This is a genomic window from Micromonospora humidisoli, from assembly GCF_016900955.1.
GTDB lineage: Bacteria > Actinomycetota > Actinomycetes > Mycobacteriales > Micromonosporaceae > Micromonospora > Micromonospora wenchangensis.
Genome location: NZ_JAFEUO010000002.1, coordinates 500,260 through 521,237, shown reverse-complemented (window position 1 = coordinate 521,237; position 20,978 = coordinate 500,260). Strand labels below are relative to the sequence as shown.

At 69.5% G+C, this 20,978-nt stretch carries 35 protein-coding genes; 2 read left to right on the top strand and 33 right to left on the bottom strand.

Going from position 1 to position 20,978, the window contains the following annotated elements; translation table 11 throughout:
• The first annotated feature begins 22 nt into the window (after positions 1-22).
• Positions 23-832, top strand: a complete 810-nt coding sequence (locus JQN84_RS07860; protein WP_204957702.1) for a phytanoyl-CoA dioxygenase family protein — start codon at positions 23-25, stop codon at positions 830-832.
• Positions 829-1,671 carry a TrmH family RNA methyltransferase gene (locus tag JQN84_RS07855; protein ID WP_204957701.1) on the top strand — a complete coding sequence of 281 codons (843 nt, stop codon included), beginning with the start codon at positions 829-831 and terminating at the stop codon, positions 1,669-1,671. The genes JQN84_RS07860 and JQN84_RS07855 overlap by 4 nt, the downstream gene beginning before the upstream one ends.
• Here the strand turns inward: JQN84_RS07855 and truA are convergent.
• The 33 genes from truA to rpsJ all read right to left on the bottom strand — a co-directional run bounded on the left by truA (position 1,668) and on the right by rpsJ (position 20,721).
• Positions 1,668-2,498 (bottom strand): tRNA pseudouridine(38-40) synthase TruA, encoded by an 831-nt coding sequence (truA, locus tag JQN84_RS07850; RefSeq protein ID WP_204957700.1) that lies wholly within the window; start codon positions 2,496-2,498, stop codon positions 1,668-1,670. The genes JQN84_RS07855 and truA overlap by 4 nt on opposite strands.
• Positions 2,499-2,572: 74 nt before the next feature.
• The gene (gene rplQ / locus JQN84_RS07845; RefSeq protein ID WP_204957699.1) at positions 2,573-3,142 is read right to left on the bottom strand and encodes a 50S ribosomal protein L17; all 570 of its coding nucleotides are present in this window, start codon (positions 3,140-3,142) and stop codon (positions 2,573-2,575) included.
• Positions 3,143-3,176: 34 nt separating this feature from the next.
• Positions 3,177-4,199 (bottom strand): DNA-directed RNA polymerase subunit alpha, encoded by a 1,023-nt coding sequence (locus JQN84_RS07840; RefSeq protein WP_007073009.1) that lies wholly within the window; start codon positions 4,197-4,199, stop codon positions 3,177-3,179.
• A 96-nt stretch (positions 4,200-4,295) separates the two neighbouring features.
• On the bottom strand, positions 4,296-4,922 hold the full coding sequence (rpsD, locus tag JQN84_RS07835) for a 30S ribosomal protein S4 (RefSeq protein WP_067301470.1): 627 nt from the start codon (positions 4,920-4,922) through the stop codon (positions 4,296-4,298).
• A 14-nt stretch (positions 4,923-4,936) separates the two neighbouring features.
• Entirely contained in the window at positions 4,937-5,344 is a 408-nt protein-coding gene (gene rpsK / locus JQN84_RS07830) for a 30S ribosomal protein S11 (RefSeq protein WP_030329919.1), read from the bottom strand.
• A gap of 69 nt (positions 5,345-5,413) precedes the next feature.
• The gene (gene rpsM / locus JQN84_RS07825) at positions 5,414-5,794 is read right to left on the bottom strand and encodes a 30S ribosomal protein S13 (protein WP_088646990.1); all 381 of its coding nucleotides are present in this window, start codon (positions 5,792-5,794) and stop codon (positions 5,414-5,416) included.
• Between the two features lie 263 nt (positions 5,795-6,057).
• On the bottom strand, positions 6,058-6,171 hold the full coding sequence (gene rpmJ / locus JQN84_RS07820) for a 50S ribosomal protein L36 (RefSeq protein WP_012184307.1): 114 nt from the start codon (positions 6,169-6,171) through the stop codon (positions 6,058-6,060).
• A gap of 93 nt (positions 6,172-6,264) precedes the next feature.
• The gene (gene infA, locus JQN84_RS07815; RefSeq protein WP_007073013.1) at positions 6,265-6,486 is read right to left on the bottom strand and encodes a translation initiation factor IF-1; all 222 of its coding nucleotides are present in this window, start codon (positions 6,484-6,486) and stop codon (positions 6,265-6,267) included.
• A 251-nt stretch (positions 6,487-6,737) separates the two neighbouring features.
• The gene (locus JQN84_RS07810) at positions 6,738-7,340 is read right to left on the bottom strand and encodes a DUF1707 SHOCT-like domain-containing protein (RefSeq protein ID WP_239484968.1); all 603 of its coding nucleotides are present in this window, start codon (positions 7,338-7,340) and stop codon (positions 6,738-6,740) included.
• 531 nt (positions 7,341-7,871) lie between these two features.
• Positions 7,872-8,723, bottom strand: coding sequence for a type I methionyl aminopeptidase (map, locus tag JQN84_RS07805; protein ID WP_204957698.1), 852 nt, complete (start codon positions 8,721-8,723; stop codon positions 7,872-7,874).
• A 95-nt stretch (positions 8,724-8,818) separates the two neighbouring features.
• Complete coding sequence (locus JQN84_RS07800; protein WP_204957697.1) at positions 8,819-9,472, bottom strand: adenylate kinase; 654 nt, start codon at positions 9,470-9,472, stop codon at positions 8,819-8,821.
• Positions 9,473-10,801 carry a preprotein translocase subunit SecY gene (secY, locus tag JQN84_RS07795; protein WP_145921749.1) on the bottom strand — a complete coding sequence of 443 codons (1,329 nt, stop codon included), beginning with the start codon at positions 10,799-10,801 and terminating at the stop codon, positions 9,473-9,475.
• A 234-nt stretch (positions 10,802-11,035) separates the two neighbouring features.
• Positions 11,036-11,479 (bottom strand): 50S ribosomal protein L15, encoded by a 444-nt coding sequence (gene rplO / locus JQN84_RS07790; protein ID WP_088646994.1) that lies wholly within the window; start codon positions 11,477-11,479, stop codon positions 11,036-11,038.
• Complete coding sequence (gene rpmD / locus JQN84_RS07785; RefSeq protein WP_088646995.1) at positions 11,479-11,661, bottom strand: 50S ribosomal protein L30; 183 nt, start codon at positions 11,659-11,661, stop codon at positions 11,479-11,481. Before rpmD ends, rplO begins: the two co-directional genes overlap by 1 nt.
• Complete coding sequence (rpsE, locus tag JQN84_RS07780) at positions 11,661-12,275, bottom strand: 30S ribosomal protein S5 (RefSeq protein ID WP_088646996.1); 615 nt, start codon at positions 12,273-12,275, stop codon at positions 11,661-11,663. The genes rpmD and rpsE overlap by 1 nt, the downstream gene beginning before the upstream one ends.
• Before the next feature lie 33 nt (positions 12,276-12,308).
• The gene (gene rplR / locus JQN84_RS07775; RefSeq protein WP_110563093.1) at positions 12,309-12,698 is read right to left on the bottom strand and encodes a 50S ribosomal protein L18; all 390 of its coding nucleotides are present in this window, start codon (positions 12,696-12,698) and stop codon (positions 12,309-12,311) included.
• Positions 12,695-13,237, bottom strand: coding sequence for a 50S ribosomal protein L6 (gene rplF / locus JQN84_RS07770; protein WP_204957696.1), 543 nt, complete (start codon positions 13,235-13,237; stop codon positions 12,695-12,697). The genes rplR and rplF overlap by 4 nt, the downstream gene beginning before the upstream one ends.
• A gap of 16 nt (positions 13,238-13,253) precedes the next feature.
• Positions 13,254-13,661, bottom strand: coding sequence for a 30S ribosomal protein S8 (gene rpsH / locus JQN84_RS07765; RefSeq protein WP_067301438.1), 408 nt, complete (start codon positions 13,659-13,661; stop codon positions 13,254-13,256).
• A 96-nt stretch (positions 13,662-13,757) separates the two neighbouring features.
• The gene (locus tag JQN84_RS07760; protein WP_007073023.1) at positions 13,758-13,943 is read right to left on the bottom strand and encodes a type Z 30S ribosomal protein S14; all 186 of its coding nucleotides are present in this window, start codon (positions 13,941-13,943) and stop codon (positions 13,758-13,760) included.
• A gap of 1 nt (position 13,944) precedes the next feature.
• Positions 13,945-14,514 (bottom strand): 50S ribosomal protein L5, encoded by a 570-nt coding sequence (rplE, locus tag JQN84_RS07755; protein WP_204957695.1) that lies wholly within the window; start codon positions 14,512-14,514, stop codon positions 13,945-13,947.
• Positions 14,514-14,834 carry a 50S ribosomal protein L24 gene (rplX, locus tag JQN84_RS07750; protein ID WP_194821781.1) on the bottom strand — a complete coding sequence of 107 codons (321 nt, stop codon included), beginning with the start codon at positions 14,832-14,834 and terminating at the stop codon, positions 14,514-14,516. Before rplX ends, rplE begins: the two co-directional genes overlap by 1 nt.
• Positions 14,831-15,199 carry a 50S ribosomal protein L14 gene (gene rplN, locus JQN84_RS07745; protein ID WP_007073026.1) on the bottom strand — a complete coding sequence of 123 codons (369 nt, stop codon included), beginning with the start codon at positions 15,197-15,199 and terminating at the stop codon, positions 14,831-14,833. Before rplN ends, rplX begins: the two co-directional genes overlap by 4 nt.
• Before the next feature lie 100 nt (positions 15,200-15,299).
• Positions 15,300-15,581: a 30S ribosomal protein S17 gene (gene rpsQ, locus JQN84_RS07740; protein ID WP_088646999.1), complete on the bottom strand. Its 282-nt coding sequence runs from the start codon at positions 15,579-15,581 to the stop codon at positions 15,300-15,302.
• Entirely contained in the window at positions 15,578-15,814 is a 237-nt protein-coding gene (gene rpmC / locus JQN84_RS07735; protein ID WP_013288628.1) for a 50S ribosomal protein L29, read from the bottom strand. Before rpmC ends, rpsQ begins: the two co-directional genes overlap by 4 nt.
• Positions 15,814-16,239, bottom strand: coding sequence for a 50S ribosomal protein L16 (rplP, locus tag JQN84_RS07730; protein WP_088647000.1), 426 nt, complete (start codon positions 16,237-16,239; stop codon positions 15,814-15,816). Before rplP ends, rpmC begins: the two co-directional genes overlap by 1 nt.
• 3 nt (positions 16,240-16,242) lie before the next feature.
• The gene (rpsC, locus tag JQN84_RS07725) at positions 16,243-17,115 is read right to left on the bottom strand and encodes a 30S ribosomal protein S3 (protein ID WP_088647001.1); all 873 of its coding nucleotides are present in this window, start codon (positions 17,113-17,115) and stop codon (positions 16,243-16,245) included.
• The gene (rplV, locus tag JQN84_RS07720; protein WP_088647002.1) at positions 17,115-17,573 is read right to left on the bottom strand and encodes a 50S ribosomal protein L22; all 459 of its coding nucleotides are present in this window, start codon (positions 17,571-17,573) and stop codon (positions 17,115-17,117) included. Before rplV ends, rpsC begins: the two co-directional genes overlap by 1 nt.
• A 40-nt stretch (positions 17,574-17,613) precedes the next feature.
• Positions 17,614-17,895 (bottom strand): 30S ribosomal protein S19, encoded by a 282-nt coding sequence (rpsS, locus tag JQN84_RS07715; protein WP_007073032.1) that lies wholly within the window; start codon positions 17,893-17,895, stop codon positions 17,614-17,616.
• Between the two features lie 12 nt (positions 17,896-17,907).
• Positions 17,908-18,747: a 50S ribosomal protein L2 gene (rplB, locus tag JQN84_RS07710; protein ID WP_204957694.1), complete on the bottom strand. Its 840-nt coding sequence runs from the start codon at positions 18,745-18,747 to the stop codon at positions 17,908-17,910.
• A gap of 12 nt (positions 18,748-18,759) precedes the next feature.
• Positions 18,760-19,062: a 50S ribosomal protein L23 gene (rplW, locus tag JQN84_RS07705; RefSeq protein ID WP_067301418.1), complete on the bottom strand. Its 303-nt coding sequence runs from the start codon at positions 19,060-19,062 to the stop codon at positions 18,760-18,762.
• Positions 19,059-19,739 carry a 50S ribosomal protein L4 gene (gene rplD, locus JQN84_RS07700; protein WP_204957693.1) on the bottom strand — a complete coding sequence of 227 codons (681 nt, stop codon included), beginning with the start codon at positions 19,737-19,739 and terminating at the stop codon, positions 19,059-19,061. Before rplD ends, rplW begins: the two co-directional genes overlap by 4 nt.
• Positions 19,736-20,401, bottom strand: coding sequence for a 50S ribosomal protein L3 (gene rplC / locus JQN84_RS07695; protein ID WP_088647006.1), 666 nt, complete (start codon positions 20,399-20,401; stop codon positions 19,736-19,738). The genes rplD and rplC overlap by 4 nt, the downstream gene beginning before the upstream one ends.
• A gap of 11 nt (positions 20,402-20,412) precedes the next feature.
• Positions 20,413-20,721 carry a 30S ribosomal protein S10 gene (gene rpsJ, locus JQN84_RS07690; RefSeq protein ID WP_007073037.1) on the bottom strand — a complete coding sequence of 103 codons (309 nt, stop codon included), beginning with the start codon at positions 20,719-20,721 and terminating at the stop codon, positions 20,413-20,415.
• Positions 20,722-20,978 lie beyond the last annotated feature (257 nt).

Here is a 20,978-nt window from a genome sequence, read left to right as displayed (position 1 = left end):
GGTGCCGCCCCACGATGGGCGCATGGACGACACCACACTGGTATCCCGGTTCCTTCACGACGGCTTCGTGAAGGTGGCGGGAGCCGTCGCGCCACGGGTGGCCGCGGACTGCGCGCGGCTGCTGTGGCGGGAGACCGGCTGCGACCCGGACGACCCGGCCACCTGGACGAAGCCCGTGCACTGGGTGCCCGGCATGGCGCAGGGGCCGTTCGCCGCCGCACCCAACTCCCCGTACCTGCACCACGCGTACGACCTGCTCGTCGGCGCGGGACGCTGGGAGCCGCGCTACTCACTGGGCACCTTCCCGTTGCGTTTCCCGCACCCGGACGAGCCGGACGACGCGGGCTGGCACATCGAGGGCAGCTATCTGCCGGAGGGCGCGAGCTGGTACTTCACGAACATCCGCTCCCAGGGTCGGGCCCTGCTGATGCTGTTCCTGTTCAGCGAGGTCGGTGCCGGGGACGCCCCGACCCGGATCAGGGTCGGCTCGCACCTCGACGTGCCGAAGGTGCTCCAGCGGTACGGGGAGGACGGGGCGAGCGGGCTCGACCTCGCGCCCGAACTGGTGGCGGCGTCGGACCACCGGCCGGTCGCGCTGGCCACCGGGTCCCCGGGTGACGTCTTCCTCTGCCATCCGTTCCTGGTGCACGCGGCGCAGCCGCACCACGGGACGCGGCCCCGCTTCATGGCCCAGCCGCCGCTGCTGCCGGCGGCACCGTACGAACTGGAACGGGCCGACGGCGCGTACTCGCCCGTGGAGATCGCGATCCGCCGGGGACTCGGGCAGGAGACCCCCGATCCCGAGGTAGCGGGGAGGCGGGAACAGTCGTGAGCGGGCGGGTCAGTGGCCGCAACGCGCGGTTCCAGCAGTGGGAGGCGCTGCTGCACAACCGGACCAAGCGGCAGCGGCGCGGCGAGTTCCTCGTGCAGGGCGTACGCCCGATCGCGATGGCCGTCGAACACGGCTGGCAGATCCGGGAGCTGCTCTACGACGCCGACGTCCAGTTGTCCGGCTGGGCCCGCAGAGCCCTGGACACCGTCCGCGCCGAGCGGTACGCCGTCGCCCCCGACCTGATGCACGAGCTGGGCGGCAAGGCGGACACGGTGCCGGAACTGCTGGCCGTGGTCGCCCTGCCGGAGGACGACCTGGGCCGCATCCCGGTCGGGCCGACCATGCTCACCGTCGTGTTCGACAGACCCACCAGCCCCGGCAACATCGGGACGCTCATCCGGTCCGCGGACGCCTTCGGCGCGTCCGGCGTCATCGTCACCGGCCACGCCGCCGACGTGTACGACCCGAAGGCGGTACGGGCGAGCACCGGCTCGTTGTTCGCGCTGCCCGTGGTCCGGGCACCCGCACACCAGGCGGTGCTGTCCTGGGTCGCCGGCCTGCACGCCGGTGGTGTCCGCCTCGGCATCGTGGGTGCCGACGAGCACGCCCCCGTCGATGCCGCCGGATACGACTTCACCCGGCCCACGCTGATCCTGATCGGCAACGAGACCTCAGGTCTCAGCGTCGGCTGGCGTGCAGCCTGCGACCAACTCGTCCGGATCCCGATGTCCGGGGCCGCCAGCTCCCTGAACGCGGCGGCCGCCGCGACCGTCGTGCTCTACGAGTCGGCACGCCAGCGCAGCGCCGCCGCCAGCCGGCAGCACCAGCCGACCGGCTAGGACTCCACCGGGAGCCGCAGGCGGCGGGTCCGGTCGGCGCGGTCGGCGTAGTCGGCCGGGTCGTCCGGATAGCCGACGGCCACCAGGGTCAACCCGTGCGCCGGGGCGACCGTCACCTCGCTTGCGCGGTCCCGCCGCACGAGCAGCCCGGCCGGCCAGTCGACCGGCCGGCGGCCGTCCCCGGCGGTCAGCATCGCCCCCACCAGGCTGCGCACCATCGCCTGGCAGAACGCGTCGGCCTGCACGGTGGCGACCAGGATCCCGTCGGCGTCCCGCCGCCAGTCCAGCCTGGTCACCTCGCGCACCGTGGTGGCGTTCTCCTTGCGCCGGCAGAACGCGGCGTAGTCGTGCTCCCCCACCAGGCCGGCCGCCGCGACGTTCAGGGCAGCCGGGTCCAGCGCCCGGGGCCAGGCGAGGGTGTCCCGTCGCCGCAGCGGCTCGGCACCCCACGGGGCGTCGGTCACCCGGTACTCGTAGCGACGGAAGGTCGCCGAGAAGCGGGCGTCGAAGTCGGCGGGCACCTCCGTCATCGCCCGCACCCGCACGTCACCGGGGAGCAGCCGGGCCAACCGGCGCAGCAGCCGTTCCCGGTGCTCCGCCCAGACGGCGGCGGGCAGGTCGAGGTGGCAGACCTGCCCGGTGGCGTGCACCCCGGCGTCGGTGCGCCCGGCCACCGTCAGGCCGGTCACGGTGCCCGCCCCGAGCACCAGGTCCAGGGTCGAGACCAGCACCCCGGCCACCGTGCGCCGGGTCGGCTGGGCGGCCCAGCCGGAGAAGTCGGTGCCGTCGTACGCGACGTGCAACCGCAGCCGGATCCGCTCGTCCACCTCGTACCTTCCCTTCACGACGTCGGGCCCGGCACCCCAGGAAGGGGTGCCGGGCCCGACGGTGCTGCCGTTGCTCAGGCCTTCTTCTCGGTGGCCTCGGTCTCGGTAGCCTCGTCGCTGTCCTCGCGGGCGGCGGCGGTGTCACCGGACGCCGAGACCGGTGCCTCGGAGTCCTGGTCGGCCGGGGCCGCCGGGGTCTCCTCGGCCGGGGCGAGCGCCTCGACCTTGTCCTGCTGGGCGGCCTTGCGGGCGGCGGTCTTCCTGTTCGCCTTCGGCTCGGCGACCTGAAGCTCCTCCACCAGCTCGATGATCGCCATCGGAGCGGCGTCACCCTTGCGCGGGCCGGTCTTCACGATCCGGGTGTAGCCACCGTTGCGGTTGGCGTACCGGGGCGCGATCTGGTCGAACAGGGAGTAGACCACGTCCTTGTCCTTGACGACGCCCAGCACCCGCCGCCGCGAGGCGAGGTCGCCCCGCTTGGCCTTGGTGATGAGCTGCTCGGCCAGCGGACGCAGCCGCCGGGCCTTCGTCTCGGTGGTCTGGATCTTGCCGTGCTGGAACAGCGCGGTGGCCAGGTTGGCCAGCATCAGCCGCTCGTGCGCGGGGCTGCCGCCGAGGCGGGGGCCCTTGGTGGGCGTGGGCATGCTTGGTGCTCCTCAGGTGTGGCGGCAGCGCGGACTAGAGCTGCTCGGTCTCGCGATAGTCGTCGGTGTCGTAGTCGGCCTCGCCGAAGGCGTCCACGACGTGTGCCGGGTCGAAGTTCGGGGCCGAGTCCTTCAGCCCCAGACCCATCCCGGCGAGCTTCATCTTGACCTCGTCGATCGACTTCTGACCGAAGTTGCGGATGTCGAGGAGGTCGGCCTCGGTACGCCCGATCAGCTCACCAACGGAGTTGATGCCCTCGCGCTTGAGGCAGTTGTAGGAGCGGACGGTGAGGTCCAGCTCCTCGATCGGCAGGGCGAGGTCGGCCGCCAGCTGGGCGTCCTGCGGGGACGGCCCGATGTCGATGCCCTCGGCGGTCTCGTCCAGCTCCCGGGCCAGCCCGAACAGCTCCACCAGCGTCGAACCGGCGGAGGCCAGCGCGGTACGCGGGCCCATCGACGGCTTGGTCTCGACGTCGATGATCAGCCGGTCGAAGTCGGTCCGCTGCTCGACACGGGTCGCCTCGACGCGGTACGTCACCTTCAGCACCGGCGAGTAGATCGAGTCGACCGGGATCCGGCCGATCTCGGCACCGGCCTGCTTGTTCTGCGCCGCCGTCACGTAGCCGCGACCCCGCTCGACGGTCAGCTCCATGTCGAGCCGGCCCTTGCCGTTGAGGGTGGCGAGCTTGAGGTCGGGGTTGTGCACCGAGACACCGGCCGGGGGCTGGATGTCACCGGCGGTCACGTCGCCCGGCCCCTGCTTGCGCAGGTACATGCTGACCGGCTCGTCGTGCTCGGAGCTGACGCAGAGCTCCTTGATGTTCATGACGAGCTCGACCACGTCCTCCTTGACCCCGGGGATCGTGGTGAACTCGTGCAGCACACCGTCGATCTTGATCGAGGTGACCGCGGCACCCGGGATGGACGACAGCAGCGTACGCCGCAGCGAGTTGCCCAGGGTGTAGCCGAAGCCGGGCTCCAGCGGCTCGATGGTGAACCGGGAGCGGGTCTCGTTGATCGACTCTTCGGAGAGAGACGGTCGCTGGCTGATGAGCATTTCTTCTCTTCTCTTCCGGGACGCCCGCTATATGACGTCCGCGACACAAACTGTTCCGGTGGCCCGCCCCGCAGGACGGGCCACCGCAACGAGCCCTTACTTGGAGTAGAGCTCGACGATCAGCTGCTCCTGGACCTGGGTGTCGATCACCTGGCGGGCCGGGAGCGAGTGCACCAGGACCTTCATCTGGCTCGGGATCGCCTCCAGCCACGCCGGAACGGTCTTCGAGCCGGCCTGGGCCTGCGCCACGATGAACGGGGTGAGCTCCTTGCTCTTGCCCCGGACCTCGATGATGTCGTGCTCCTTGACGCGGTACGACGGGATGTCGACCTTCTTGCCGTTCACGGTGAAGTGACCGTGCTTGACAAGCTGGCGGGCCATGTCCCGGGAGTGCGCGTACCCGGCCCGGTAGACCACGTTGTCGAGCCGCGACTCGAGGATCTGCAGGAGGACCTCACCGGTCTTGGCCTGCTTGGCCACGGCCTCCTCGTAGTACCCGCGGAACTGCTTCTCCAGCACGCCGTAGACACGACGGGCCTTCTGCTTCTCGCGGAGCTGGAGCAGGTACTCCGTCTCCTTCGTGCGGCCACGGCCGTGCTGCCCGGGCGGGAACGGCCGGGACTCGAACGGGCACTTCGGGCCATCGCACTTGCTGCCCTTGAGGAACAGCTTCATCTTCTCCCGCCGGCAACGGCGGCAGTCAGCACCGGTGTAACGAGCCATCTCTCTCTAACCTCTCAGACCCGGCGACGCTTCGGCGGACGGCACCCGTTGTGCGGCTGCGGGGTGACGTCGGCGATCTGGCCGACCTCCAGCCCGACGGCCTGCAACGAACGGATGGCGGTCTCCCGGCCGGAGCCGGGACCCTTGACGAACACGTCGACCTTGCGCATGCCGTGCTCCATCGCCCGGCGCGCGGCGGCCTCGGCGGCCAGCTGCGCGGCGAACGGGGTCGACTTGCGGGAGCCCTTGAAGCCCACCTGGCCGGCGGAGGCCCAGGAGATGACCGCACCGGTCGGGTCCGTGATGGACACGATGGTGTTGTTGAACGTGCTCTTGATGTGCGCCTGCCCGTGGGCGACGTTCTTGCGTTCCTTGCGCCGGACCTTCTTGACTGCGGCTCCGGCACGAGCCTTCGGTGGCATAAGTCTTCTGCGCTCCTGTATGGGTTCTCGATCGGCTGCTGGCTCTTGGCCTGGGCGCCGGCGTGGAAATTACTTCTTGCCGGGCTTCTTCTTGCCGGCCACGGTCCGCTTCGGGCCCTTGCGGGTCCGCGCGTTGGTGCGGGTCCGCTGACCGCGCACGGGCAGGCCCCGGCGGTGCCGGATACCGGCGTAGCAGCCGATCTCGACCTTGCGGCGGATGTCGGCGGCAACCTCGCGGCGCAGGTCGCCTTCAACCTTGTAGTTCGCCTCGATGTGGTCGCGGAGCTGAACGAGCTCCTCGTCCGTGAGGTCCCGAGCGCGCTTGTCCGGCGAGATGCCGGTAGCGGCGAGCGTCTCCTGGGCGCGGGTGCGACCGACCCCGAAGATGTAGGTGAGCGCGATCTCCATCCGCTTCTCGCGGGGGAGATCCACGCCGACTAGACGTGCCATGTGCGGGCGTACTCCTCGTGATGTGTGGCGGAGGTGTGGACCCGTCCCACCCCGCTACCGACCTGTTCCGGTTCCGGCGCGTCGTGCGCCGGCGACCGGACGGCCGCTGCCCGAGCGGGCCCCGGCCTCCGACCGGGGGTTGGCCACGAGAAGGTACGCGTGCGTACGTTCCGCGGCTGGGACGAGCTGGTGACGTGTTGTCGTCGGATCTGCGCGACCCGGACCGGTCCACCGCCCTCCGTCATGCGGAGAGCGGGCTCGGATCAGCCCTGGCGCTGCTTGTGGCGCGGGTCGGTGCAGATCACCATGACCCGGCCGTGCCGGCGGATAACCCGGCACTTGTTGCAGATCCTCTTGACGCTCGGCTTGACCTTCACGGTTGCCTTACTTCCCATCCGGCCCGGTGACGCGGTGACCGCGACTCCGGACGTCGAAGACGGACACGGGGACTTCCCGGCCGCCGTCAGGCTTTACTTGTAGCGGTAGACGATGCGCCCGCGGGTCAGGTCGTACGGCGAGAGTTCGACGACGACCCGGTCCTCCGGCAGGATGCGGATGTAGTGCTGCCGCATCTTGCCGCTGATGTGAGCCAGCACCTTGTGGCCGTTCGCGAGTTCCACCCGGAACATGGCGTTCGGCAGAGGCTCGATGACCCGACCCTCGATCTCGATGGCTCCGTCTTTTTTCGGCATGTACTCCGCTGTCCTGACGTCGGTTGTTCCGGACGACCCACAACGTCTTACACGGGCCATCCGACGGTCATCGGGGACCCGCGCCAGCCGCGGCTCCGGGCTCCCACCGAAGCGCGTGGCGGGCATGCCGGAGTGGACGCTGTGCGCCGATCTGAAAGTGTACGCCCGCCCACTGGCGGTCGCCAAACCGGCCACCCGTGGTGTCACCCACCCGGACGAAACCGGGCACCACCCCGCGCAACACCCGGCCGTCAGCGGTCGGGCCGGCGCCTGCGTCGCCGGGTGGCGCGGGCCGCCCGCCGGCGGTCCCGCGCGGGAGCGGCACCGGCGAAGCCACCGGTGGTGCGGAAGAGCAGCAGGACACCCCACGGGCCGAGCGCCCAGACCGGCCAGTAGAACAGCAGTTCCCGGCTGCCGACCGAGGAGATCGCCCAGATCGCGGTGAGCAGGGCCGCCACCCGCAGCCAGGGCCCCCACACCGCCACCGGCCACCGGCCGGCGGCGGCACCCGTCGGCGCCGACTTCCCGACCGCGGTTTCCCCGGTCACCGGCGGCCCCGGCGGCACCTCCCCGCCGGGCACCGACGCCCCGGGTCCGGACACCGGCGGCGGCTGCGGGCCGAGCGGGGTCAGCGCGGAGCGCTGCGCGGACGCCGGCCTCGGCAGGTCAACCAGTACGGTATCCAGCTCCGCGTACGTTTTCGCCCCGTACGTCTGTTGCAGCCGCTCGTCGTACTCGTGCAGGTCCAGCCGGCCCTCTTCCAGGGCGACCCGGAGTCGTTCCGCCGTCGCCTCCCGGTCGGCGTCCGCCGCCCGCATCCGGTCCCGCCCCTGCTCGCCGGCTCGCCCCTCCATGTCGGCAAGCATGACACCACGGGGCCACCGCCGCCGAACCTGCAACCGCCCCCGGTGTCCCGGCGGGCTGCCGCGCCGGCTGCCCGACCACCCGACCACCCGACCACCCGTCCCGCGGCGGGCGGCGGGCGGCGGGCGGCGGGCGGCGGGCGGCGGGCGGCGGGCGGCGGGCGGCGGGCGAGGATCATGCCGACCCCGGCTCCCGTCCGACGAGCCACCCCGCTCTCACCGGTGGCATCCCGCCCCCACCACATCTGTCCTCGGGTCCTTTCGACCTGATGACGTCAGCGATTCACGTACGTCTCCCGGGCAACGGTCGGACTCACGTCCTTCCCCGGGACGACGCTCGAATCGTCAACGTCATCAGGTCGAAAGGACCCGTACTCGTCTAGCCTGGCACCGGCTCCGCCGGGAAAGGGGCCGCGATGACCCGCACCACCGGCCCAGGCACACCCCCACGCCCCGTCCGGACACGCTCCCGACCCGTAGGCGACGGGAACCGCGTGGGGAGGGGAAGCTGCGGCGACGGGGTCAGGTGGCCGGGGAGTCGGCCGGCTGCCGGGCGGTCACCAGGTCGCCGAGCCGCGCCCGCCCGCCGTCGAACGCGGTCAGTACCCAGACCCCGTCCTCCAGCAGCGCCATCGAGTGCTCGACGTGCACCGCCATCGACCGGTCCCGGGTGACCACGGTCCACCCGTCGGACAACTCCACGGTACGCGGGGAACCCATGGTGATCATCGGCTCGATCGCCAGCGCCATGCCCGGCACCAGGCGTGGTCCCTTGCCGGGCCGCCCGTGGTTGAGCACGTGCGGGTCCTGGTGCATCTCGGTGCCGATGCCGTGGCCGCCGTAACCGTCGACGATGCCGTACCGGCCGCCCCTACGGACGGCGGTCTCGACGGCGTGCGAGATGTCGGTGAGCCGGCCACGGCCGTTCGCGGCACCCCGCGCGGCGGCGGCGATCCCGGCCCACATGGCGTCCTCGGCGACCGAGGCCATCTTCAGCAGCGCCGGGTCGACCTCGCCGACCCCGACGGTGACCGCCGCGTCGCCGTGCCAGCCGTCCAGCACCGCACCGCAGTCGATGGAGATCAGGTCGCCGTCCCGGAGCACCTGGTCGGCGGCGGGGATCGCGTGCACCACCTGCTCGTTGACCGACGAGCAGATCGAGGCGGGGAAGCCGTGGTAGCCCTTGAAGGACGGGATCGCGCCCGCCTCACGGATGGTCGCCTCGGCGATGGCGTCGAGGTCGGCCGTACTCACCCCGGGGGCGACCGCAGCGCTCATCCGGCGCAGGGCCTCGGCGACCACCAGGCCGGCGGCCCGCATCTTCTGGATCTGGTCAGGGGTCTTCAGCTGGATGTCCAGCTGGGCACGGCGCATGGAGCGGTCACCTTTCGTTGCCTTGCACAGCGAAACAGCGGGGCACGTCGCGTACCCCGCTGTTCGCACTCTATCCGCCGGGCCCCGGCGGGAGGTCAGCCGCCGTACGAGCGCAGCGCGTCGATCGCGCGGACGGTGACGTCCTCCACGGGGCCGGTGGCGTCGATCCCGACCAGCTTGTTCTGGGCGCCGTAGTAGTCGACGAGCGGCGCGGTCTTCTCGGCGTATTCCCGCAGCCGGGCGGCGATGGTCTCCGGCTTGTCGTCGTCGCGTTGGAACAGCTCGGCGCCGCACCTGTCGCAGATGCCGTCCTTGGTGGTCGCGTCGAACTCGACGTGCCAGATCTTGCCGCAGCCCCGGCAGGTACGCCGGCCGGAGAGCCGCCGGATCACCTCGTCGTCGTCGACGACCAGCTCCAGCACCAGATCCAACGCGGTGCCCAGGTCGGCGAGGAGCTTGTCCAACGCGGCGGCCTGCGGCGTGGTGCGCGGGAAGCCGTCGAGCAGGAAGCCCTCGGAGGCGTCCGGCTCGGCAAGCCGGTCCCGGACCATGTTGATGGTCACCTCGTCCGGGACCAGCTTGCCCGCGTCCATGTACCGCTTCGCCTCGACTCCCAGGGGCGTCCCCTGGGAGACGTTGGCCCGGAAGATGTCACCGGTCGAGATCTTCGGCACCGAGAGGTGTGCGGCGATGAACTCCGCCTGTGTGCCCTTGCCCGCGCCCGGCGGGCCAACCAGAACGAGTCGCATCTACCGCAGGAACCCTTCGTAGTTCCGCTGCATGAGTTGGCTCTCGATCTGCTTCACGGTCTCCAGACCGACGCCGACCATGATGAGCACAGCGGTGCCGCCGAACGGGAAGTTCTGGAACTGCTGGCTGTTCAGCCAGATGAAGAAGAAGTTCGGCAGGACCGCCACGATACCCAGGTAGAGCGCGCCCGGCAGGGTGATCCGGCTGAGGATGAAGTCGAGGTAGTCGGCGGTCGGCTTGCCGGGGCGGATGCCCGGCACGAAGCCGCCGTACTTCTTCATGTTGTCCGCGACCTCGGTCGGGTTGAACGTGATCGACACGTAGAAGTACGTGAAGAAGATGATCAGCAGGAAGTAGATCACGATGTGCAGCGGGGCGTCGGCCTGCACGATGTTGTTCTGGATCCAGGCCTGGGTCTTGCCCGGGTCGTTCTGGTCGAAGAACTGGAGCGCCAGCTGCGGCAGGTAGAGCAGCGACGAGGCGAAGATGACCGGGATGACACCGGCCTGGTTCACCTTCAGCGGGATGTAGGTGGAGGTGCCGCCGTACATCCGCCGGCCGATCATCCGCTTGGCGTACTGCACCGGGATCCGGCGCTGCGCCTGCTCGATGAAGCAGACCGCGGTGATGACCACCAGGACCAGGGCGAGCACCAGGGCGAACTTGCCCCAGCCCTCGTTGGTCTTGATCTTCCAGCCCTCGCTGGGGAGCCGGGCCGCGATCGAGGTGAAGATCAGGACGGACATGCCGTTGCCGACGCCCCGGTCGGTGATCAGCTCGCCGAGCCACATCACCATGCCGGTGCCGGCGGTCATCGTCATGACCAGGATGCCGAGGGTCAGCCAGTCCGGGATGCCGGTGCCCTCGGGCACGATCGGGAACTGGTCGCAGCGGTTCTGGAACAGCTGGCCGGAACGGGCCAGCGCCACGAACGCCGACGACTGGAGGATGCCCAGGCCGAGGGTCAGGTAGCGGGTGTACTGGGTGATCTTCGCCTGGCCGGCCTGGCCCTCCTTGCGGAGCTGCTCCAGCCGGGGGATGACCACCGTCAGCAGCTGCAGGATGATCGACGCGGTGATGTAGGGCATGATGCCCAGCGCGAAGACCGAGAGCTGCAACAGCGCGCCGCCGGAGAACAGGTCGAGCAGGTTGAGCACGCCCGTGTTCTGGCCCTGCAGACTGTCGAGACACTTCTGCACGTTGCCGTACGAGACGCCGGGGCTGGGCAGAGTGGCGCCGAGCCGGTAGACCGCGATGATGCCTACTGTGAACAGCAGCTTCTTGCGCAGGTCAGGCGTACGGAACGCACTGAGAAAGGCGGACAGCAACTTCTTCCTCCTGCGCGCGGGCCGCCCGGTGGTGGTCCCTGGCGGGTGGGGTGGGTGCCGGGCGAGTGCCCGATATCCATGGCTGGGAAGGGACTCTAACAGCCCGATCCCGCTCCGGGCAGGTGTGCCCGGCTACATAAACCGAATCCGATGTTACCCGGCGAACACGCTCCGGGTAGACCAGGGCGCCCGCCCAGTCACGAAGAACTGAGCGGGCGCCATGGTCTGCCTGTCCTACAGCTCGGTGACCGAGCCGCCGGCAGCGGTGATCTTCTCCTTGGCCGACGCGCTGAATGCCTGCGCCGACACCTGGAGGGTCACGCCACCGAGGTCGCCGGTGCCGAGGATCTTGACCGGGTGGCCCTTGCGGACCGCGCCGGCCTCGACCAGCTCCAGCGGGCCGACCTGGCCGCCGTTGGGGAACAGTTCGGCCAGCCGGTCCAGGTTGACCACCTGGAAGACGACCTTGAACTTGTTCTTGAAGCCCTTCATCTTCGGCAGGCGCATGTGGATGGGCATCTGCCCACCCTCGAACGCCGCCGAGATGTTCTTGCGGGCCTTGGAGCCCTTGGTGCCGCGACCGGCGGTCTTGCCCTTGGAGCCCTCACCGCGACCCACGCGGGTCTTCGCGGTCTTGGCGCCCGGGGCCGGACGGAGATGGTGAACCTTGATCGTCATTACTCGACCTCCTCGACCTTCACGAGGTGGCTGACCGTGAAGATCATGCCCCGAATCTCGGGACGGTCCTCCTTGACCACCACGTCATTGATCCGCTTCAGGCCGAGCGAACGCAGCGAGTGCCGCTGGTTCTGCTTCCGCCCGATCTCGGACCGGATCTGGGTGACCTTCAGGCGTGCCATCAGGACGCCACCCCCGCCCGCGACGCCAGCATGGCGGCCGGCGCGACGTCCTCGACCGGCAGGCCACGACGGGCCGCGACGGCCTCCGGGGATTCGAGCCCCTTCAGCGCCGCCACCGTGGCGTGCACGATGTTGATCGGGTTGGACGAGCCGAGGCTCTTGGAGAGCACGTCGTGGATGCCCGCGCACTCCAGCACGGCACGCACCGGGCCACCGGCGATGACGCCCGTACCGGCGGACGCCGGCTTGAGCAGCACCACACCGGCCGCGGCCTCACCCTGGATCGGGTGCGGGATCGACTGGCCGATCCGCGGCACCTTGAAGAAGTGCTTCTTGGCCTCCTCGACGCCCTTGGCGATCGCCGCGGGCACCTCCTTGGCCTTTCCGTAGCCCACGCCGACCGTGCCGTCGCCGTCGCCCACGATCACCAGGGCGGTGAAGCTGAAGCGACGACCACCCTTCACGACCTTGGCGACGCGGTTGATCGCGACGACCCGCTCGAGGTGCGGGGTCTTCTCGACGGGCGCGTTTCCGCGGCCGCCCTCACGGCGGTTGTCGCGGCGACCACCCTCGTTGCCACCGGACCCGCCGCCACGGCGCTGTTGACCTGGCATCAGCAGCCTTCCTTATCTCTCGTGACGGGGTTTCTAGAACTCGAGCCCGGCTTCGCGGGCGGCATCGGCAAGCGCGGCGACCCGCCCCGCGTACCGGTTGCCACCGCGGTCGAAGACGACCTTGGAGACGCCGGCGGCCTTGGCCCGCTCGGCGAGCAGGGCGCCCACCTTGCCGGCGAGGGCGCTCTTGTCGCCCTCCGTGCCGCGCAGCGAGGCGTCCAGGGTCGACGCCGACGCCAGGGTGTGACCCTTGGTGTCGTCGACGATCTGGGCGACCATGTGGCGCAGCGAACGGGTGACGACCAGGCGCGGACGCTCGGCCGTGCCGCTGACGTTCTTGCGGACGCGGAAGTGCCGACGCGCACGGCCGACGGCGCGCTTGGCGGCGACGCCGCGGCGGCGCTTGAGCAGCGTGGCGCTCACTTCTTACCTGCCTTTCCGGCCTTGCGGCGGATGACCTCGCCCTGGTACTTGACACCCTTGCCCTTGTAGGGCTCCGGCGGGCGGATCTTCCGGATGTTGGCGGCGACCTCACCGACCTGCTGCTTGTCGATGCCGGCCACGTGGAACAGCGTCGGCCGCTCCACCGTGAAGGTGATGCCGTCCGGTGCCTGCACCACGACCGGGTGCGAGAACCCGAGCGCGAACTCCAGGTCCTTGCCCTTGGCGGTGACCCGGTAACCCGTGCCGGCGATCTCCAGGCTCTTGCGGTAGCCCTCGGTCACCCCGACGATCATGTTGGCGACCAGGGTACGGCTCAGGCCGTGCAGCTCCTTGGCCTTGCGCTCGTCGTTCGGCCGGTTGACGTGCAGCTGGCCGTCCTCGCCCCGCTCCGCGGAGATCGGCTCGGCGAGCGTGTGCGCCAGCTCGCCCTTGGGGCCCTTGACCTTGACGGTCTGGCCCTCGATCGTGATGTCGACGCCGGAAGGCACCGGGATCGACTTACGTCCAATACGCGACATTTCTACCTGTCTCCCGTTACCAGACGAAGGCGAGGACTTCCCCGCCAACGCTCCGCTTGCGGGCCTGCCGGTCGGTGAGCAGCCCCTGGGACGTCGAAATGATCGCCACGCCCAGCCCGCCGAGCACCCGCGGGAGCCCGTCCGACTTGGCGTACACCCGGAGGCCGGGCTTGGACACGCGCTTGATGCCGGCCAGGCTCCGCTCCCGGTTCTGGCCGTACTTCAGCTCGACGACCAGTCGCTTGCCGACGGCGCCCTCCTCGGGCTCCTCGACCAACCAGGTGGCGATGTAACCCTCGGCCTTGAGGACCTCGGCGATGTTCGCCTTGATCTTCGAGTAGGGCATCGTCACCCGGTCGTGGTACGCCTGGTTGGCGTTCCGCAGACGCGTGAGCATGTCTGCGATCGGGTCGGTCATCGTCATGAAATTCGTCAACCTTTCTCGCCGGGGTTCCCCGGGCACGGCCCGGGGCCTACGGCGAAGAGACAGTTCAGCTGACGCGCGGAGCGCGCCGGGCTATTACCAGGAAGCCTTGGACACGCCGGGCAGCTCACCGCGGTGGGCCATCTCCCGGATGCACACCCGGCAGAGGCCGAACTTGCGGTAGACCGCCTTCGGACGCCCGCACCGCTGGCAGCGGGTGTACGCGCGAACCGAGAACTTCGGCTTCGCGGCGGCCTTGAGGATCAGCGCCTTCTTGGCCATCTCAGTTCTCCTTGAACGGGAAGCCCAGGAGCTTGAGCAGCGCCCGGCCCTCGTCGTCGGTCGTGGCGGTCGTGACCACCGTGATGTCCATGCCCCGCTGGCGATCGATCCGGTCCTGGTCGATCTCGTGGAACACCGACTGCTCGGTCAGGCCGAACGTGTAGTTGCCGTGCCCGTCGAGCTTGCGTCCGTCCAGGCCGCGGAAGTCACGGATACGCGGCAGCGCGATCGACAGCAACCGGTCGAGGAACTCCCACATCCGGTCGCCGCGCAGGGTCACCTTCGCGCCGATCGGCATGCCCTCACGCAGCTTGAACTGCGCGATCGACTTGGTGGCCCGACGCACCTGCGGCTTCTGGCCGGTGATCGTGGCCAGGTCGCGGACGGCGCCGTCGATCAGCTTGGCGTCGCGGGCAGCCTCGCCCACGCCCATGTTGACGACGATCTTGACCAGCCGCGGCACCTGCATGGGGTTGCCGAAGTTGTGCTGCTCCTGCAGCTTGGCCACGATCTCGTTGCGGTACCGCTCCTTGAGGCGCGGCAGGGTCTTGGTTTCGGTAGCCGTGGTCATCACAGGTCCTTACCGGTGCTACGCGCGATGCGGACCTTCTGGCCGTTGTCGTCGAACCGGTAACCGACCCGGGTCGGGTTCCCGTCGGAGTCCAGGACCTGCACGTTCGAGACGTGGATCGGGGCCTCCTGGGTGACGATGCCACCGGTCTTGGCGCCGCGCTGGGTGGTGCTGACACGGGTGTGCTTCTTGACCCGGTTCACGCCTTCGACGAGGACCTTGTCCTGCCGCGGGTAGGCCGCGATGACCTTGCCCTTGGCACCCTTGTCCTTGCCGGCGATGACGATGACCGTGTCGCCCTTCTTGACCTTCACGGTCACAACACCTCCGGCGCGAGGGAAATGATCTTCATGAACCGCTTGTCCCGCAGCTCGCGGCCCACCGGGCCGAAGATACGGGTGCCGCGCGGGTCCCCGCCGTCCTTGATGATGACGGCGGCGTTCTCGTCGAAACGGATGTACGAGCCATCCGGCCGCCGCTTCTCCTTGGCGGTGCGGACGACGACGGCCTTGACCACGTCGCCCTTCTTGACACCGGCACCCGGGATCGCGTCCTTGACGGTGGCCACGATGACGTCGCCGATGCTCGCGTAGCGCCGACCGGAGCCACCGAGAACCCGGATGCACAGGATCTCCCGGGCACCCGTGTTGTCGGCGACGCGCAGTCGCGACTCCTGCTGAATCACGTCTATCTCCTATGTCTGCCGGTTCTCCGGCCGCCCTCGCGGACGGCCGGAGCCTGGCGGAACCTGCGCCCGACCGAAACCGGCCGAGCTCGAGCCTTCGCTACTTGGCCTTCTCGAGGATCTCCACGATCCGCCAACGCTTGGTGGCGGACAGCGGCCGGGTCTCCATGATCAGGACCCGGTCACCGATGCCGGCAGCGTTCTGCTCGTCGTGGACCTTCAGCTTGCTGGTACGGCGCATGATCTTGCCGTACAGCGCGTGCTTGACCCGGTCCTCGACCTCGACCACGACGGTCTTGTCCATCTTGTCGCTGACCACCAGGCCCTCACGGACCTTACGGCGGGCCCGCACGGTGGTGGCGGTGTTCTCGGTCTCACTCATGATGCAGTCACCTCAGTCGGCGCGGCCGAGAGACCCAGCTCGCGCTCACGCATGATCGTGTAGATCCGGGCGATCTCCCGACGGATGACCTGCAGCCGCCGGTTGTTGTCCAGCTGACCGGTCGCGGCCTGCACGCGGAGGTTGAACAGCTCCGCCTTGGCCTCGCGCAGCTTCGTGACCAGCTCCTCCTCGGAGAGTTCACGCAGCTCGGAGGGCTTGACGCCCGCTGCCATCAGGATTCACCCACTTCGCGCGTAACAATGCGGCACTTCATCGGGAGCTTGTGGATCGCGCGACGCATCGCCTCTCGCGCGATCTGCTCGTTGGGGAAGGACATCTCGAAGAGAACCCGCCCCGGCTTGACGTTCGCGACCCACCACTCGGGCGAGCCCTTGCCGGAACCCATCCGGGTCTCGGCCGGCTTCTTGGTGAGGGCCTGGTCCGGGAAGACCGTGATCCACACCTTGCCGCCACGCTTGATGTGCCGGGTCATGGCGATACGTGCCGACTCGATCTGCCGGTTGGTCACGTACGCCGGCTCGAGAGCCTGGATTCCGAACTCGCCGAACACCACCCGGTTACCGCCCTTGGACGCGCCGTGGCGGTCCGGGTGGTGCGGCTTGCGGAAGCCCTTCGGGGGCTTGCGCGGCATCAGCATCTGTCAGCCCTCCTGCTGCGTTTCTGCCGGCTGGGTGGCGGCTGCGGCGACAGCGGAGCTGTCGACCGGCTCGCCACTCGGCGTCTCGGCCTGCTGCGCGATGGTGGTCGCGGCAGCCCGGCCGGCCTCGGTACCGCCGGCGGTCGTACCCGACGAACCCGACCGGCCACGACGCGGCCGCTCGGGCCGGTCGCCACGCTCACCACGACGCGGGCGGGACGGACCGGCCTCGGCCGGAGCCTCCCGGCCCGGCACGGCGTCGCCCTTGTAGATCCAGACCTTCACGCCGATCCGGCCGAAGGTGGTACGGGCCTCGAAGAAGCCGTACTCGATGTTGGCCCGCAGCGTGTGCAGCGGAACCCGACCCTCGCGGTAGAACTCCGTCCGGCTCATCTCGGCGCCGCCGAGACGGCCCGAGACCTGCACCCGGATGCCCTTGCAGACGGGGTTCTTCATCGCCGACTGCATCGACTTGCGCATGGCCCGACGGAAGCTGACCCGGCTGGAGAGCTGCTCGGCGACACCCTGGGCGACCAGCTGCGCGTCCGACTCGGGGTTCTTGACCTCGATGATGTTCAGCTGCACCTGCTTGCCGGTGAGCTTCTCCAGCTCGCCGCGGATCCGGTCGGCCTCCGCACCCTTACGGCCGATGACGATGCCCGGCCGGGCGGTGTGGATGTCGACCCGGACCCGGTCCCGGGTCCGCTCGATGTCGACCTTGGAGATGCCGGCCCGCTCAAGACCCTTGGACATCATCCGGCGGATCTTGACGTCCTCGCCGATGTAGTCCTTGTAGAGCTTGTCGGCGAACCAGCGGGACTTCCAGTCGGTCGAGATGCCGAGCCGGAACCCAGTGGGGTGAACCTTCTGACCCATTACTCGGCACCCTCCGTCTTGCTCTCGGTCGCCGCGGGCTCGGCCTGCTGCGCCGGCGCCGCCTTCTTCGCCGCGGACTTCTTCGGCGCGGCCGGCGCGACCGCCTCGACCGCCACGGTGATGTGGCAGGTGCGCTTGCGGATCCGGTACGCCCGGCCCTGCGCCCGCGGCCGGAACCGCTTCATCGTCGGGCCCTCGTCGACGAACGCCTCGCTGACGAGCAGCGCGTCGGGGTCCAGCCGCTCGTTGTTCTCCGCGTTGGCGATCGCGCTCGCGAGCACCTTGTACACCTGCTCGCTCGCCGCCTGCGGCGCGAACTGCAGCACCGTGAGCGCCTCCTTCGCGGGCAGGCCGCGGACGAGGTTGACCACCCGGCGCGCCTTCATCGGCGAGATGCGCACGTGTCGCGCAACCGCCCGCGCGCCCGGAAGCACCGGAGCGTCGCCCTTTCCTGGCATCGCTGTAACCCCTTGTTCCTCTATCCGTATGCCCGCGGCGTCAGCGCCGGCGGCTCTTCCGGTCGTCCTTCTCGTGACCCTTGAACGTGCGGGTCAGCGCGAACTCGCCGAGCTTGTGCCCGACCATGGCCTCGGTCACGAACACCGGGACGTGCTTACGTCCGTCGTGCACGGCGATCGTGTGCCCGAGCATCTCGGGGATGATCGTCGAACGGCGCGACCAGGTCTTGATGACGTTCTTCGAGCCCTTGTCGTTCTGCGTCTCCACCTTCTTGAGCAGGTGGTCGTCGACGAACGGGCCCTTCTTCAGGCTGCGAGGCATGCTCTATCTCCCTCAGCCGCGCTTACGCGTGGCGTAGCGGCGGCGGACGATCAGCCGGTCGCTCGGCTGGCCCTTACGACGGGTGCGGCCCTCGGGCTTACCCTGCGGGTTCACCGGGTGGCGACCACCGGAGGTCTTACCCTCACCACCACCGTGCGGGTGGTCGACCGGGTTCATCGCGACACCACGGACGGTCGGGCGCTTGCCCTTCCACCGCATCCGGCCGGCCTTGCCCCAGTTGATGTTCGACTGGTCGGCGTTGCCGATCTCGCCGACGCTGGCACGGCAGCGCACGTCGACCCGCCGGATCTCGCCGGACGGCATACGCAGGGTCGCGTAGACGCCCTCCCGGCCGAGCAGCTGGATGCCGACGCCTGCCGAACGGGCCAGCTTGGCACCGCCGCCCGGACGCAGCTCCACGTTGTGGATCGTGGTACCGACCGGGATGTTGCGCAGCGGCAGGTTGTTGCCCGGCTTGATGTCGGCACCCGGCCCGGACTCGACCCGGTCGCCCTGCTTCATGTCCTTCGGCGCGAGGATGTAGCGCTTCTCGCCGTCGGCGTAGTGCAGCAGCGCGATGCGCGCGGTGCGGTTCGGGTCGTACTCGATGTGCGCGACCTTCGCCGGCACGCCGTCCTTGTCGACCCGCTTGAAGTCGATCAGGCGGTACTGCCGCTTGTGGCCGCCGCCGTGGTGCCGGGCGGTGATCCGGCCGTGGGCGTTGCGTCCGCCCTTCTTCGGCAGCGGGGCCAGCAGGGACTTCTCCGGCGTGGACCGGGTGATCTCGGCGAAGTCGGCGACGCTGGAGCCGCGTCGGCCCGGCGTCGTCGGCTTGTACTTACGGATAGCCATTGTCTACACCCCTCAGCTGACCGGGCCGCCGAAGGCCTCGATACGGTCACCGTCAGCCAGCTTCACGATCGCCCGCTTGGTCGCCTTGCGCTGACCGAAGCCGGTCTTGGTGCGCTTGCGCTTGCCCTGGCGGTTGAGCGTGTTGACCGTCAGGACGCGGACGTTGAAGATCTGCTGGATAGCGATCTTGATCTCGGTCTTGTTCGCGTCCGGGTGCACCAGGAAGGTGTACCAGTTCCGGTTCAGCTCGCTGTAGCTCTTCTCCGAGACGACCGGCGCGACGATGACGTCCCGCGGGTCGGCGATCGTGCTCACTTGCCACCCTCCTCGGTGGTCTCGGCGGCGGACTCGGCCGCAGGGCCGGCCTCCGCGGGCACGCCCAGGAACTCGTCCAGGGCGTCCTTGCTGAAGACCACGTCGTCGGCCACCAGCACGTCGTACGTGTTGAGCTGGCCGGACTCGATCAGGTGCACCCGCGGCTCGTTGCGCAGCGACACCCAGTTCAGCTCGTCGGTGCTGCTCAGCACGACCAGCACCCGCCGGGCCCCGGTCAGCTTGGCCAGGGTGGCCAGGGCCGCCTTGGTCGACGGCTTCTCGCCCGAGACGAAGGTCTCGACGACGTGCACCTGGCCGGCGCGGGCCCGGTCGGAGAGGGCGCCACGCAGGGCGGCGGCCTTCATCTTCTTCGGGGTCCGCTGGCTGTAGTCGCGCGGCACCGGGCCGTGGACCACGCCACCGCCGGCGAACTGCGGCGCGCGGATCGAGCCCTGCCGGGCACGACCGGTGCCCTTCTGCTTGTACGGCTTCTTGCCGCCGCCGGAGACCTCGCCACGGGACTTGGCCTTGTGGGTGCCCTGCCGGGCCGCCGCGAGCTGAGCCACCACGACCTGGTGCATCAGCGCGATGTTGGCCTGGACGTCGAAGATGTCGGCCGGCAGCTCGACGGAGCCGCTCTTGGCGCCTTCGACGTTGAGGACGTCAACGGTGGTCACTTGGCCACACCGCCCTTCTTCGCCTTCGTCTTGGCCGCGGTGCGGACCAGGACCAGCGCGCCCTTGGGGCCGGGAATGGCACCACGGACGAGCAGGAGGTTGTTCTCGGTGTCGACCGCCTGGACGGTCAGGTTCTGGACGGTGTAGCGCACGCCACCCATCCGGCCCGCCATCCGGGTGCCCTTGAAGACGCGACCCGGGGTCGCGCAGGCGCCGATGGAGCCCGGCGAGCGGTGCTTGCGCTCGACACCGTGGCTGGCCCGCAGACCGTGGAAGCCGTGCCGCTTCATCGGGCCGGCGTAGCCCTTGCCCTTGGTCTTGCCGGTGACGTCGATGACCACGCCGACCGGGAACTCCTCGACCGTGACCTCCTGGCCGAGCGAGTAGTCCGCGGCATCGGTGGTGCGCAGCTCGACGATGTGCCGGCGCGGCGCCACGTCCGCCTTGGCGTAGTGCCCGGCGAGCGGCTTCTTGGCCTTGCGCGGGTCGATCGTGCCGTAGGCGAGCTGGACCGCGGAGTAACCGTCCTTCTCGGCGCTACGAACCTGGCTGACGACGCAGGGGCCGGCCTGAACCACGGTCACGGGGACAACCTTGTTGTTGTCCCAGACCTGGGTCATGCCGAGCTTTGCGCCCAGGATCCCCTTGACTTGCCTGTCCATTTGTCCGGTCCCTACAGCTTGATCTCGATGTCGACGCCAGCCGGCAGGTCGAGGCGCATGAGCGAGTCGACCGTCTTCGGGGTCGGGTCGATGATGTCGATCAGCCGCTTGTGCGTACGCATCTCGAAGTGCTCGCGCGAGTCCTTGTACTTGTGCGGCGAGCGGATGACGCAGAAACGGTTGATCTCCGTGGGCAGCGGCACCGGGCCCGCGACCTGCGCCCCGGTGCGCGTCACCGTCTCGACGATCTTCCGCGCCGAGGAGTCGACGACCTCGTGGTCATAGGCCTTGAGCCGGATGCGGATCTTCTGTCCCGCCATGGTGGCTTCTGTTCCTTCTCTCGATGCCGCTGTGTTGCGGGCACCTGTACCGGCTGGCACAGGCCCACTTCGCCGACCCCCGCGGTCGGGCGTGTCGCGCCCTCGGACCAGGCTCCGCCCCGGGACTCCGGAGCGACTCTCTGACCACGCGGTGGGTCAAGGCGCCGATCGCATCACAGCGATCTGGACGCCGTGCGAGGGTGGTTGACCGCCAGGGGCGATCAACCACCCTACGCGCGACTGTTGGTCTTCCCGGA

Coding starts and splice junctions, on each gene's coding strand:
- JQN84_RS07840 (WP_007073009.1), bottom strand. CDS start 4,199: ATGCTCATCAGCCAGCGACCGTCTCTCTCCGAAGAGTCGATCAACGAG.
- infA (WP_007073013.1), bottom strand. CDS start 6,486: ATGCCGAAAAAAGACGGAGCCATCGAGATCGAGGGTCGGGTCATCGAG.
- rpmC (WP_013288628.1), bottom strand. CDS start 15,814: ATGGCAGCGGGCGTCAAGCCCTCCGAGCTGCGTGAACTCTCCGAGGAG.
- rplP (WP_088647000.1), bottom strand. CDS start 16,239: ATGCTGATGCCGCGCAAGCCCCCGAAGGGCTTCCGCAAGCCGCACCAC.
- rpsH (WP_067301438.1), bottom strand. CDS start 13,661: ATGACGATGACCGACCCGATCGCAGACATGCTCACGCGTCTGCGGAAC.
- rpsE (WP_088646996.1), bottom strand. CDS start 12,275: ATGCCAGGTCAACAGCGCCGTGGCGGCGGGTCCGGTGGCAACGAGGGT.
- JQN84_RS07810 (WP_239484968.1), bottom strand. CDS start 7,340: ATGGAGGGGCGAGCCGGCGAGCAGGGGCGGGACCGGATGCGGGCGGCG.
- rpsK (WP_030329919.1), bottom strand. CDS start 5,344: ATGCCACCGAAGGCTCGTGCCGGAGCCGCAGTCAAGAAGGTCCGGCGC.
- rplV (WP_088647002.1), bottom strand. CDS start 17,573: ATGCCAGGAAAGGGCGACGCTCCGGTGCTTCCGGGCGCGCGGGCGGTT.
- rplC (WP_088647006.1), bottom strand. CDS start 20,401: ATGGACAGGCAAGTCAAGGGGATCCTGGGCGCAAAGCTCGGCATGACC.
- rpsM (WP_088646990.1), bottom strand. CDS start 5,794: ATGGCACGTCTAGTCGGCGTGGATCTCCCCCGCGAGAAGCGGATGGAG.
- JQN84_RS07760 (WP_007073023.1), bottom strand. CDS start 13,943: ATGGCCAAGAAGGCGCTGATCCTCAAGGCCGCCGCGAAGCCGAAGTTC.
- rplE (WP_204957695.1), bottom strand. CDS start 14,514: ATGACCACGGCTACCGAAACCAAGACCCTGCCGCGCCTCAAGGAGCGG.
- JQN84_RS07800 (WP_204957697.1), bottom strand. CDS start 9,472: ATGCGACTCGTTCTGGTTGGCCCGCCGGGCGCGGGCAAGGGCACACAG.
- map (WP_204957698.1), bottom strand. CDS start 8,723: ATGCGCCGTGCCCAGCTGGACATCCAGCTGAAGACCCCTGACCAGATC.
- rpmD (WP_088646995.1), bottom strand. CDS start 11,661: ATGGCACGCCTGAAGGTCACCCAGATCCGGTCCGAGATCGGGCGGAAG.
- rpsJ (WP_007073037.1), bottom strand. CDS start 20,721: ATGGCGGGACAGAAGATCCGCATCCGGCTCAAGGCCTATGACCACGAG.
- rpsD (WP_067301470.1), bottom strand. CDS start 4,922: ATGGCTCGTTACACCGGTGCTGACTGCCGCCGTTGCCGGCGGGAGAAG.
- rpsC (WP_088647001.1), bottom strand. CDS start 17,115: ATGGGTCAGAAGGTTCACCCCACTGGGTTCCGGCTCGGCATCTCGACC.
- rplB (WP_204957694.1), bottom strand. CDS start 18,747: ATGGCTATCCGTAAGTACAAGCCGACGACGCCGGGCCGACGCGGCTCC.
- rpsQ (WP_088646999.1), bottom strand. CDS start 15,581: ATGAGTGAGACCGAGAACACCGCCACCACCGTGCGGGCCCGCCGTAAG.
- JQN84_RS07860 (WP_204957702.1), top strand. CDS start 23: ATGGACGACACCACACTGGTATCCCGGTTCCTTCACGACGGCTTCGTG.
- rplO (WP_088646994.1), bottom strand. CDS start 11,479: ATGACGATCAAGGTTCACCATCTCCGTCCGGCCCCGGGCGCCAAGACC.
- rpsS (WP_007073032.1), bottom strand. CDS start 17,895: ATGCCTCGCAGCCTGAAGAAGGGCCCGTTCGTCGACGACCACCTGCTC.
- rplQ (WP_204957699.1), bottom strand. CDS start 3,142: ATGCCCACGCCCACCAAGGGCCCCCGCCTCGGCGGCAGCCCCGCGCAC.
- rplF (WP_204957696.1), bottom strand. CDS start 13,237: ATGTCGCGTATTGGACGTAAGTCGATCCCGGTGCCTTCCGGCGTCGAC.